This window comes from Exiguobacterium antarcticum DSM 14480 (genome assembly GCF_000685865.1).
GTDB classification, from domain to species: domain Bacteria; phylum Bacillota; class Bacilli; order Exiguobacteriales; family Exiguobacteriaceae; genus Exiguobacterium_A; species Exiguobacterium_A antarcticum.
Map to the genome: position 1 here is coordinate 1,442,501 of NZ_JMKS01000003.1, position 12,151 is coordinate 1,454,651.

General features: G+C 47.7%; 11 protein-coding genes and 2 rRNA genes (1 of these 13 only partly in view). 12 read left to right on the forward strand and 1 reads right to left on the reverse strand.

Annotation, left to right across the window (positions count from 1 at the left end; translation table 11 throughout):
* From P404_RS0108265 to rsmI, 11 genes are all read left to right on the forward strand, one after another.
* Positions 1-2,768 (forward strand): 23S ribosomal RNA (locus tag P404_RS0108265); it begins 148 nt to the left of the window's first position.
* A gap of 48 nt (positions 2,769-2,816) precedes the next feature.
* A 5S ribosomal RNA gene (gene rrf, locus P404_RS0108270) occupies positions 2,817-2,932 on the forward strand.
* Positions 2,933-3,002: 70 nt separating this feature from the next.
* A complete protein-coding gene (locus P404_RS0108275) occupies positions 3,003-4,424 on the forward strand; it encodes an aminotransferase class I/II-fold pyridoxal phosphate-dependent enzyme (RefSeq protein ID WP_236624351.1) in 1,422 nt (473 codons plus the stop codon).
* Entirely contained in the window at positions 4,421-5,059 is a 639-nt protein-coding gene (gene tmk / locus P404_RS0108280; RefSeq protein WP_014969081.1) for a dTMP kinase, read from the forward strand. Before P404_RS0108275 ends, tmk begins: the two co-directional genes overlap by 4 nt.
* Positions 5,056-5,385 (forward strand): cyclic-di-AMP receptor, encoded by a 330-nt coding sequence (locus tag P404_RS0108285; protein WP_014969082.1) that lies wholly within the window; start codon positions 5,056-5,058, stop codon positions 5,383-5,385. The genes tmk and P404_RS0108285 overlap by 4 nt, the downstream gene beginning before the upstream one ends.
* On the forward strand, positions 5,385-6,377 hold the full coding sequence (locus P404_RS0108290) for a DNA polymerase III subunit delta' (protein WP_014969083.1): 993 nt from the start codon (positions 5,385-5,387) through the stop codon (positions 6,375-6,377). The genes P404_RS0108285 and P404_RS0108290 overlap by 1 nt, the downstream gene beginning before the upstream one ends.
* A 6-nt stretch (positions 6,378-6,383) precedes the next feature.
* A complete protein-coding gene (locus P404_RS0108295) occupies positions 6,384-7,214 on the forward strand; it encodes a PSP1 domain-containing protein (RefSeq protein WP_014969084.1) in 831 nt (276 codons plus the stop codon).
* Complete coding sequence (gene yabA, locus P404_RS0108300) at positions 7,211-7,573, forward strand: DNA replication initiation control protein YabA (protein ID WP_014969085.1); 363 nt, start codon at positions 7,211-7,213, stop codon at positions 7,571-7,573. The genes P404_RS0108295 and yabA overlap by 4 nt, the downstream gene beginning before the upstream one ends.
* A gap of 49 nt (positions 7,574-7,622) precedes the next feature.
* Positions 7,623-8,360: a tRNA1(Val) (adenine(37)-N6)-methyltransferase gene (locus P404_RS0108305; RefSeq protein WP_026830502.1), complete on the forward strand. Its 738-nt coding sequence runs from the start codon at positions 7,623-7,625 to the stop codon at positions 8,358-8,360.
* Complete coding sequence (locus P404_RS0108310) at positions 8,353-8,625, forward strand: GIY-YIG nuclease family protein (protein WP_014969087.1); 273 nt, start codon at positions 8,353-8,355, stop codon at positions 8,623-8,625. Before P404_RS0108305 ends, P404_RS0108310 begins: the two co-directional genes overlap by 8 nt.
* Positions 8,609-9,463, forward strand: coding sequence for a 16S rRNA (cytidine(1402)-2'-O)-methyltransferase (gene rsmI, locus P404_RS0108315; protein ID WP_014969088.1), 855 nt, complete (start codon positions 8,609-8,611; stop codon positions 9,461-9,463). Before P404_RS0108310 ends, rsmI begins: the two co-directional genes overlap by 17 nt.
* Positions 9,464-9,502: 39 nt before the next feature.
* On the opposite strand, the gene P404_RS0108320 is transcribed toward rsmI, so the two are convergent.
* Positions 9,503-9,799, reverse strand: a complete 297-nt coding sequence (locus P404_RS0108320) for an AbrB/MazE/SpoVT family DNA-binding domain-containing protein (RefSeq protein ID WP_014969089.1) — start codon at positions 9,797-9,799, stop codon at positions 9,503-9,505.
* A gap of 340 nt (positions 9,800-10,139) precedes the next feature.
* Between P404_RS0108320 and metG the strand changes: the two genes are divergently transcribed.
* A complete protein-coding gene (gene metG / locus P404_RS0108325) occupies positions 10,140-12,095 on the forward strand; it encodes a methionine--tRNA ligase (protein ID WP_026830503.1) in 1,956 nt (651 codons plus the stop codon).
* Positions 12,096-12,151: the final 56 nt, after the last annotated feature.

The window sequence follows — 12,151 nt, forward strand, 5'->3', positions numbered from 1 at the left end:
GACATGTTACATGAATACATAGTGTAGCGTGAGGCAGACCCGGGGAACTGAAACATCTAAGTACCCGGAGGAAGAGAAAGCAAATGCGATTCCCTGAGTAGCGGCGAGCGAAACGGGAACAGCCCAAACCGGAGAGCATGCTCTCCGGGGTTGTAGGACACTCTATACGGAGTCAAAAAGGAAGACAGTAGGTGAACGACCTGGAAAGGTCGGCCGAAGAAGGTGACAGCCCTGTAGCTGAAACTGTTTTCCCTCCAGAGTGGATCCTGAGTACGGCGGGACACGTGAAACCCCGTCGGAATCCGGGAGGACCATCTCCCAAGGCTAAATACTCCCTAGTGACCGATAGTGAACCAGTACCGTGAGGGAAAGGTGAAAAGCACCCCGGAAGGGGAGTGAAATAGATCCTGAAACCGTATGCCTACAAGTAGTCAGAGCCCGTTAATGGGTGATGGCGTGCCTTTTGTAGAATGAACCGGCGAGTTACGATAGCGCGCGAGGTTAAGCTGATGAGGCGGAGCCGTAGCGAAAGCGAGTCTGAATAGGGCGCCATAGTGCGTTGTCGTAGACCCGAAACCAGGTGATCTACCCATGTCCAGGATGAAGGTCAGGTAACACTGACTGGAGGTCCGAACCCACGCACGTTGAAAAGTGCGGGGATGAGGTGTGGGTAGCGGTGAAATGCCAATCGAACCTGGAGATAGCTGGTTCTCCCCGAAATAGCTTTAGGGCTAGCCTCGAGGTTGAGAGTTCCGGAGGTAGAGCACTGATTGGACTAGGGGCCCCCACAGGGTTACCGAATTCAGTTAAACTCCGAATGCCGGCAACTTATACTCGGGAGTCAGACTGCGAGTGATAAGATCCGTAGTCAAGAGGGAAACAGCCCAGACCGCCAGCTAAGGTCCCAAAGTGTATGTTAAGTGGAAAAGGATGTGGCGCTGCCTAGACAGCTAGGATGTTGGCTTAGAAGCAGCCACCATTCAAAGAGTGCGTAATAGCTCACTAGTCGAGTGGCGCCGCGCCGAAAATGTAACGGGGCTAAACATACCACCGAAGCTGCGGATTCCGTAAGGAATGGTAGGGGAGCGTTCCAAACCGCTGTGAAGCTGTACCGTAAGGAGCAGTGGAGCGTTTGGAAGTGAGAATGCCGGTGTGAGTAGCGAAAAGAGGGGTGAGAATCCCCTCCGTCGAAAGCCCAAGGTTTCCTGAGGAAGGCTCGTCCGCTCAGGGTTAGTCTGGACCTAAGCCGAGGCCGAAAGGCGTAGGCGATGGATAACAGGTTGATATTCCTGTACCACCGATCCACCGTTTGAACAATGGGGGGACGCAGGAGGATAGTGACGCATGCGGATGGAAGTGCATGTGTAAGTTTCGAGACCGTCTGATTGGCAAATCCGTCAGGCATCAAAGTCGAGGAACGATGCGGAGTCCCGTAGGGACGAAGGTCACGATTTCACACTGCCAAGAAAAGCCTCTAGTGAGGTGGAAGGTGCCAGTACCGTAAACCGACACAGGTAGGCGGGATGAGAATTCTAAGACGCGCGGGATAACTCTCGTTAAGGAACTCGGCAAAATGGTCCCGTAACTTCGGGAGAAGGGACGCTCTACATTGAGTAGAGCCGCAGTGAATAGGCCCAAACGACTGTTTAGCAAAAACACAGGTCTCTGCTAAATCGCAAGATGACGTATAGGGGCTGACGCCTGCCCGGTGCTGGAAGGTTAAGGGGATGGGTTAGCGCAAGCGAAGCTTTGAACCGAAGCCCCAGTAAACGGCGGCCGTAACTATAACGGTCCTAAGGTAGCGAAATTCCTTGTCGGGTAAGTTCCGACCCGCACGAAAGGCGTAACGATTTGGGCACTGTCTCAACGAGAGACCCGGTGAAATCATAGTACCTGTGAAGATGCAGGTTACCCGCGACAGGACGGAAAGACCCCATGGAGCTTTACTACAGCCTGATATTGAGGCTTTGTGCATGATGTACAGGATAGGCGGGAGACGTCGAGACCGGAGCGCCAGCTTCGGAGGAGTCACCCTTGGGATACCGCCCTTCATGCATAGAGTCTCTAACTCGCAGCCGTCATCCGGCTGGAGGACCGTGTCAGGCGGGTAGTTTGACTGGGGCGGTCGCCTCCTAAACAGTAACGGAGGCGCCCAAAGGTTCCCTCAGAATGGTTGGAAATCATTCGTAGAGCGCAAAGGCAGAAGGGAGCTTGACTGCGAGACCTACAAGTCGAGCAGGGACGAAAGTCGGGCTTAGTGATCCGGTGGTTCCGCATGGAAGGGCCATCGCTCAACGGATAAAAGCTACCCTGGGGATAACAGGCTGATCTCCCCCAAGAGTCCACATCGACGGGGAGGTTTGGCACCTCGATGTCGGCTCATCGCATCCTGGGGCTGGAGTAGGTCCCAAGGGTTGGGCTGTTCGCCCATTAAAGCGGTACGCGAGCTGGGTTCAGAACGTCGTGAGACAGTTCGGTCCCTATCCGTCGTGGGCGCAGGAAATTTGAGGAGAGCTGTCCTTAGTACGAGAGGACCGGGATGGACGCACCGCTGGTGTACCAGTTGTTCCGCCAGGAGCATCGCTGGGTAGCTACGTGCGGACGGGATAAATGCTGAAAGCATCTAAGCATGAAGCCCCCTCCAAGATGAGATTTCCCTTTGAGTAATCAAGAAAGACCCCTCAGAGACGATGAGGTAGATAGGTCACGGGTGGAAGCATGGCGACATGCGGAGCTGAGTGATACTAATCGGTCGAGGCTTTGTTCTAGCAGATGATCTTGTTGATGACTTCAGTTTTGAGGGCGCGAGCCCGTCGTCTGGTGACGATAGCCAAGTGGTCACACCCGTTCCCATGCCGAACACGGAAGTTAAGCACTTGAACGCCGAAAGTAGTTGGGGGCTTCCCCCTGTGAGGATAGGACGTTGCCAGGCCATTGAAAGGACCGATCTGCATACAGCAGGTCGGTTTTTTTGTAGTTTAAATCAGGAAGGACTGTACGATATGAAAGGTCGGATGCCGATTGTCGAAGCACTGTATGCTCATGTAAAAAGAAAAGCTACTTCTTGGCATGTTCCTGGTCATAAGAACGGAACATTACTAAAAGACTTACCTTCTTTTTTGGAATGGGATAAAACAGAGTTGAGTGGTTTAGATGATTTTCATCATCCCGAAGAAGCCATTTATGAGGCAAAACTTTTGTTACGTCAAATCTATGACGCCTCAGACAGCCATTTTCTGGTGAATGGATCGACTGTCGGGAATTGGGGGATGTTAGCGGCTGTTGCGAGTCGTGGCGATCGTATATATGTTCAGCGTAATTCACATAAATCTGTTTTTAATGCATTAGAATGGTTAGGTTTGTCACCTATTTTAATGGAGCCAGAATACCATCACACAACAGGAATCAGTGGTAATGTTTCACGTGAAACATTGGAAGAAGCATTAAAGCTTTATCCGGGGGGGACAGCGGTATTTTTGACGTCGCCGACCTATTATGGAGAGACCGCACAGATCAAAGAACTGGTTCAATTGACGAAGTCGCACAACTTACCCTTACTCGTTGACGAAGCACATGGGGCTCATTTTGGTGAAGCGTTTGGTATTTCTTCCGCATTTGAGTTAGGTGCAACAGCCGTCGTGCAGTCGGCACATAAAACGTTACCGGCGTTAACAATGGCTGCTTGGATCCATGAACGTTTCACGAATAACGAACGAAGAAAATTAAAGCATGCGCTCCAGGCTTTTCAAACCTCAAGTCCGTCCTATCTGCTGATGGCTTCGCTCGATTTTGCTCGTAATCACCGACAACAGTGGACAGGTCAACAGATGGCAGAAGTTCGTTTTAGTCATGAATTGTTTCATCAACAAATCAATCAACTTGATGGTTTAAAGGCGTTTACCTTTGAAGATTGGTCACGAATGATTCTATCCCACTCCAATCATTCCGGGAAAGAATTATTGGATGCTTTGGAGAAACAGGGACTTGATGCCGAATTTGCACTTGGCGATCATGTTGTTTGTATTTTGCCATTGCGAATCTTGCCAAAATTAGAACGTGAGGTTTGGATCATACAAATTAAAACAGCACTCGATACGATGAAAGCAAAAGGAATTCCAGATAAAAGGTATATCGGACAACCCATTATGGGTAAAATAAAAGTATCGTCACTGGCATGCCCACTCGATCAGTTGGAATGTTTTGAAGGAGTCGAACAATCTTTTGAAGAAGCAGTGGGTTCGATAGCACTGGAAACTATCATTCCCTATCCGCCGGGGGTTCCGCTAATCCTACGTGGAGAACGGGTGACGTTGGAACATATCACTCTGATTGAGCAGTATATAACCGCATCGATTCATCTACAAGGTGGAGAACTTCTACATGAAGGCAAATTGCGTGTGATACAGGAAGGAATTATGGAATGACAGGAACATTTATTACTGTCGAAGGTCCGGATGGTGCCGGAAAAACGACGCAATTACAATTACTTGCAGAACGGTTGACAGCCGAAGGATATGATATCGTGATGACACGTGAACCAGGTGGGACACGAATTGGAAATGAGATTCGCTCCTTGATTTTAAATCCTGCATTCAGTGAGATGGATGAGATGACTGAGATCTTGTTATATGCCGCCTCACGGGCGCAACATGTCAATGAATTGATTCGTCCGGCCTTGGCGGCAGGGAAGATCGTTTTATGTGATCGCTTCATCGATGCTTCGATTGCCTATCAAGGTTATGGGCTTGGTTATTCCATCGAACAAGTTCGGACAATCAATCATCAAGCCACAAATGGATTAGAACCCGATCGGACCTATCTGTTTGACTTGACGGTCACAGATTCCAAGCAACGGATGATGGAACGAGGAGCACTCGATCGAATCGAACAACGGGACGATTTGTTCCGCCAACGGGTGTATGAAGGTTTCATGACATTAGCAGAGCAGGAGCCGGAACGGATTCAGCTAGTCAATGCCAACCAATCAATCGAAGTCTTACAAAACAACTTATGTCAGGATCTACTGACTTATCTAGAGAAAAGGGAGAGATTATCATGAAAATGGTCATTACGATTGTTCAAGATAAAGATAGCTTACGTCTAGCAGAAGCACTGGTGGAAAATGATTTTCGAGCGACAAAACTAGCGACGACCGGTGGATTTCTAAAAGAAGGAAATACGACGTTCATGATTGGTGTTCAGAGCGAACGTTTAGACGACTTGATGCGGTTAATCAAAAAAAACTGCTCGAGCCGCGAACAGATGGTTTCACCGATCTCACCGATGGGTGGTCATGCCGATTCATATATTCCATATCCGGTTGAAGTTCAAGTCGGCGGGGCAACTGTCTTTGTCTTACCGATCGAAGGGTTCCATCAATTCTGATGCAGACATTCCATGAACTAGGACAAACACAATCCGTCATCGCGACGATTTTACAAAATTCACTACGTGCGAATCGGATTAATCATGCTTATATCTTTACTGGAGACTATGAGCCGCTTCTTTTGGAGGCGGCTCAGTTGTTCGCCAAAAGTCTGTTCTGTGAACATCGCGATCAAATCGAACCGTGTCAAACGTGTCGGAGTTGCCGCCGGATGGACAGTGGGAATCTCGTCGATTATTATCAAATCGAGCCAGACGGAGCGACCATTAAAAAAGAACAGATTCAGCAACTGATGCATGACCTCTCATTACGGGGGCTTGAGGGAGATCGACAAATCTATGTCGTGACACAAGCGCATAAGATGACACCACAAGCAGCAAATAGCTTATTGAAGTTTTTTGAAGAGCCGGGTGCTGGAAAAGTGGCAATTTTAATTACGAATCAACCCCAGCTTTTGTTACCAACGATTCGTTCGCGGGGGCAATTACTGAGTTTTCGTCCCGCAGATCGTTTGTTGATTGGTCAAGTCTTGTCTGAAAAAACAGGACGGGACAGCGAATTAACGCAACTGGCAGCACGTGTTTATCCTAAAATAGAAGATGCAGAGCAGGCATTAATCGAAGACTGGTTTGTAAATGCGCGAGGGACAGTGGTACAATTGATGGAGGAATTAGCGAATCGTCCGGCCGATTTACCTTTGTTTGTCCAGGAAAAATGGATCAGTCAATTCAAGAACCGGCAAGATGCTCGGATTGGTCTAGAACTTGTGACGTGTTTTTTTGAAGATGTTCTACATCTCAAACTAAATCCGTCATGGGAAATGATCACCTATGCGAACAGCCGACCATTACTGGAACAGATGGGTGGGAAAAGTCAGACGACGATCACACGGTGGCTACAAGCAGTACTCGCAGCCGTTAAACGGATCGAAGCAAATGTTAATCCTCAATTAACAGTTGAGCGTCTCATGTTTGACTTACAGAAAGGGTAGAGCGATATGCTAAAAGTAGTAGGCGTTCGCTTTAAAGAAGCGGGCAAAATTTATTATTTTGCACCTGGACAAGAGTCATTATCACGAGGACAGGCAGTCATCGTTGAGACGGTACGGGGCATTGAATATGGTGAAGTTGTCATTGCCGATAAACAAATGGACGAAGATGATGTGGTCTTGCCACTGAAAGCCATCCTTCGCGTCGCAGATGATAAAGATGCGATGATTGTCCGTGAAAATAAAATGGCGGCGTTTGATGCGCACGCTGTCTGTGTCGAAAAAATTCGGGAGCACAAACTCGATATGAAACTTGTCGATGTCGAATATACATTTGATCGAAATAAAGTCATCTTTTATTTCACAGCGGAAGGTCGTGTCGATTTCCGTGAACTCGTCAAAGATTTAGCGGCTGTCTTCCGGACACGAATTGAATTACGCCAGATTGGTGTACGCGATGAAGCGAAACTGCTTGGCGGAATCGGTCCGTGTGGTCGTGTGCTGTGTTGTTCTTCGTTTTTAGGAGAGTTTGAGCCGGTGTCAATCAAGATGGCGAAAGATCAGAACTTATCCTTGAATCCAACAAAAATTTCTGGTGTCTGCGGTCGTTTGATGTGTTGCTTAAAATACGAAAACGATACGTATGAAGAAATGCGACGGGATCTACCGGATTACGGAAAACGTCTGACCGTTCCTGAAGGGGAAGGACGGGTCGTTGGTCTGAACATCCTCGATCAAATCGTTCAAATCGAACTAAAAGACCGTTCCCGGGTCCTCACATATTCGATGGAAGAATTATTATCTGTCGGTGCCGTAAAACAAAAACGACCAAAAGAATGACGGGGTGCATACGCGTGGAGAGAGTCGATAAAAAAGAAATCATTACGCGTGTCGATGCGATCGAGCAACAGATTCATTTGCTGACGGAGCATCTGAGCGTGTTAAAGGATCAGCTTGCTTACATGATGGAGGAGAACCAACACCTGTATCTTGAGAATCACCACCTCCGCGAGAAGGTAGAGCGTGACGAACAACAACCGGTTACAGAAGAAGCACAGGCTGAAGCAGGCATCGGTGCGGGGTACGATAATCTAGGACGATTGTATCAAGAAGGATTCCATATTTGTAACCTGCATTATGGTCAAGTCCGTAAAGACGGAGACTGTCTGTTCTGCTTGTCCATGTTAACGAAACATTGAGAGGCTGACTTCCTAGGAGTCAGTCTTTTTTTCAGAAAGGAAGAACAAGATGACTGAATTATTACCGGATGAACGACTGGACCATCTGCTCGGAAAAGAAGGGCGGATCATCCAAAGTCCAACCGTGTTTTCCTATTCCCTCGATGCGGCGTTACTTTCCCAATTCGTCTGGGTTCCAATCAAACAAGGGCAGTTAGTCGACTTATGTGCCGGCAATGGCGCCATTCCTTTGTTTTTGTCATACCGAACGAAAGGGACGATCACAGGGCTTGAAATTCAACCTCGTCTGGCTGGGATGGCGCGACGGAGTATTCAGTTGAATGACAAACAAGATCAACTGAAGATGGTGGAAGGGGACGTCAAGGAAGCAGGAAAACTGCTCGGATATGGTCTTTATGACGTCGTCACCTGTAATCCGCCGTATTTTTTAGCGCACGCATCGTCTAATCGAAACCTAAGTGAACATTATACGATTGCGCGTCATGAAGTACTCTGTACGCTCGAAGACTGTATTCGATCAGCGGCAGATTTACTCAAACAAGGGGGCAAGACAGCTTTTGTCCATCGACCGGAACGTTTGCTCGATATCGTCACCTTGATGCGCCAGTACCGGATTGAACCAAAACGGATGCAATGGATTTATCCGAAACAAGGTAAGGAGGCCAACATGTTATTGATCGAAGGGATCAAGGATGCTAAACCAGGTCTAAAGGTGTTGCCTCCGTTCATCGTCTATGAACAAGATGATACGTACACGCTACAGATGCGGAAGCATCTCGATGTCTAATCATACGGTCTATATCGTCCGTTGCCAAGATGGTACGTTGTATACAGGATATACCGTCGATGTTACGAAACGTCTCGCGACGCATAACACGGGACAAGGAGCGAAGTACACCCGGGCACGGCTCCCTGTTGTTTTGATTTATACAGAAACGTGTGCTACGAAGTCGGAAGCCTTGAAGCGGGAATATGCGATTAAACAATTGACGCGCACGAAAAAGGAACAACTGATTCAAGAAGGGAGGTCGTCTCATGAAAGCGACCAGTAGTTTTAAAGGACAGACGAATGGTCTGTATATCGTTCCGACTCCGATCGGAAATTTAGAGGACATGACATACCGGGCCGTTCGTATTTTACAAGAATCCGATCTCGTCGCGGCAGAAGATACACGCCAGACGATAAAGTTGTTTAATCACTTTGAGATTGATACGAAACTCGTCAGCTATCACGAACACAATAAACAAGTCAGTGGAGCACGGCTACTGGCAGACTTACAAGCCGGAAAACAAGTTGCACTGGTCTCGGATGCCGGAATGCCAGGCATTTCTGATCCAGGAAGTGACTTGATCCGGGCTACGATTGAAGCGGATATCCCGGTCGTCGTCTTACCGGGCGCGAATGCAGCCTTGACGGCACTCGTCGCATCCGGTCTTGCGACAGAACGTTTTCTGTATTATGGTTTTTTACCACGGAAGAAAAAAGAGCGCCGCGAGGCCCTGGAAACAGTTCGCTATGAAAGTGGAACGCTAATCTTCTACGAAGCACCCCATCGCTTAAAAGAGATGTTAGGGGCGTTACGGGATGTATTAGGGGACCGCCAGCTGACGTTAGCCCGCGAACTGACGAAACGCTATGAAGAATACATTCGTGGTTCGGTCACGGAAGCACTGGACTGGGCCGGAGAAGACGTACGCGGTGAATTCGTCGTCATCGTCGAAGGATCAACGGAAGAACGTCCAAGCGACATCGAGCAAGAAGCGGATCCGTTGCAACAAATCGAACGGTACATCGAACAAGGCGAAAAACCGAATGCTGCCCTGAAACGAGTTGCCAAGGAGCGGGGACTCGATCGTCAGGAATTGTATCTACGTTATCATGAATCCTAAAAAAAAGAAGCGACTCCGCTTGGAATCGCTTCTTTTTACTTATTCGTTTCCTGCGTAATGACGATCGAGGAAATCTTTTAACTCAACGAGGACACGCTGTGCGCCATCTGGAGAGAGAATCAATTTACCGTCTGCCAATTTGAAGTTATCATCTGATACTTCACCGGTTACTTGGCAAGTCATGTTTGGTTTGTATTTTTTAAGAATGATCTGCTCGTTGTCGACATAAATCTCAAGAGCATCCTTCTCTGCGATTTGAAGTGTCCGACGAAGTTCGATTGGAATAACTACCCGGCCAAGCTCGTCTACTTTACGTACAATACCTGTTGATTTCATTTTGTTGTTCCTCCTCTGATGTCTAGGTTCTCTTTGTTTTTGGAAAATCGTCAAAATTCGACATCACTTCTATAGAATGTAGAATACTAAACTTTCCAAAAGTAGTCAACCAATCTGAATAGCTTGAAATCAAAATGTCATTTATTTCTCAAAAAAACCATATCTGAAACGATTTATTAATAGAATTTCCCTTTTTAAAGGAAATCAAACTATTGAGTGTGTTTTTTTGTAATTTGATGTCTGATGTCAAAAAATGTTTGGATTCGACAAAAAACGAGTTTCGACATGGGGGCTAGAACAGCGTATAATAATGGAATGAAATACAGAACGGAGGAATATCATGGCAAAAACATTTTATATCACAACACCGATTTATTATCCTAGCGCAAAGCTACATATCGGTCATGCCTACACGACGGTCGCGGGAGATGCGATGGCTCGTTACAAACGGCTTCAAGGTTTTGATGTTCGTTACTTGACGGGGACGGACGAGCACGGACAAAAAATTCAAGAAAAAGCTAAAGAAGCCGGTGTATCCGAGCAAACGTTCGTTGACGGAGTCGTCGAACAGATCAAAGTGTTATGGGATCGGCTCGATATTTCGTATGACGATTACATCCGGACAACAGAACCGCGCCATAAAGAAGTCGTCGAACGGGTATTTGAGACATTGCTCGAAAAAGGGGACATTTATCTCGGCGAATACGAAGGCTGGTATTCTGTTCCGGATGAAACGTATTATACGGAATCGCAGTTAGTGGATGGAAAAAGTCCTGACAGTGGTCACCCGGTCGAACTCGTTCGCGAAGAATGTTATTTCTTCCGGATCAGCCAATACGCGGATCGCCTAGTTGAGTACTATGAAGCGAACCCTTCGTTCATTTTACCAGAATCCCGGAAACATGAGATGATCAATAACTTCATTAAACCCGGTCTCCAAGACCTCGCCGTCTCGCGGACGACGTTTGATTGGGGTGTCAAGGTCCCATCGAACCCGAAACATGTCGTTTACGTTTGGGTTGACGCATTGACGAACTATATCTCGTCACTCGGCTACGGAACGGATGACCAAGGCAATTTCGACAAGTATTGGCCAGCCGACGTTCATCTGGTCGGGAAGGAAATCGTTCGTTTCCATACAATCGTTTGGCCGGCCCTGCTGATGGCGCTCGACTTACCACTTCCGAAACAAGTCTTCGCACACGGCTGGTTGCTAATGAAGGACGGAAAGATGTCGAAATCCAAAGGGAACGTCGTAGATCCGATTCCGATGATCGACCGGTACGGACTCGATGCGTTACGGTATTATTTGTTACGTGAAGTTCCATTCGGATCGGATGGTATGTTCACACCGGAAGCATTCGTCGAGCGAATGAATTTTGATCTCGCAAACGATTTAGGGAACTTACTGAACCGGACGATCGCGATGATCACAAAATATTTCGATGGCGTCATTCCGACGTATGCTGGAAACGTCACACCATTTGATGAGACATTGTCGACGCTAGCACAAGAAACGGTCGAGAAGGTCGAAGCATCGATGGAACACATGGAATTTTCAGTCGCCTTGTCGCATATCTGGCAACTGATCAGCCGAGCGAACAAGTATATCGATGAGACACAACCATGGGTACTCGCGAAAGATGAAACGAAAACAGCTGAACTCGCTTCATCGATGGTCCATTTAGTAGGGGCATTACGTCATGTTGCGATCATGCTCCAACCGTTCATGACACGGTCACCAAAAGAGATGTTCCGTCAGCTTGGACTCGAAGGACAACCGATGGACTGGACAGCACTTGAACAGTTCGCTGCAATCAACGAAGGAACAAAAGTCGGCGTCGCTCAACCGATCTTCCCGCGTCGTGACATGAAAGAGGAAGTCGAAGCCATCGTTGAAATGATGAAACAGGCGTCTGCTGCTCGTGTCGAAGAAGAGACAGTCGAAGAAGAAGTGGATGCTGACGTCCGCCCAGAAACGACGATTGATGTGTTTGATCAGATTGAACTACGGGTCGGTGAGGTCGTCACGGCTGAAAAAATCAAAAAGGCCAAAAAATTGCTGAAGCTAACCGTCGATATGGGCAAAGAAACACGTCAAATCGTGTCGGGGATTGCCGAATGGTATGAGCCGGAAGATTTAGTAGGGCGTAAAGTCATCGTTGTCGCCAACTTAAAACCGGTTACGTTACGTGGCGAATTGTCACAAGGTATGGTGCTAGCTGCTGAAAAATCAGGTAAGCTTGAACTAGCCACGGTACCATCGACGATGGCGAACGGGGCAAGTGTAAAATAATTCAGATGCCTGTGGACTTGATGTCACAGGCATTTTTTTGAAAAAAGGAGTCGAAC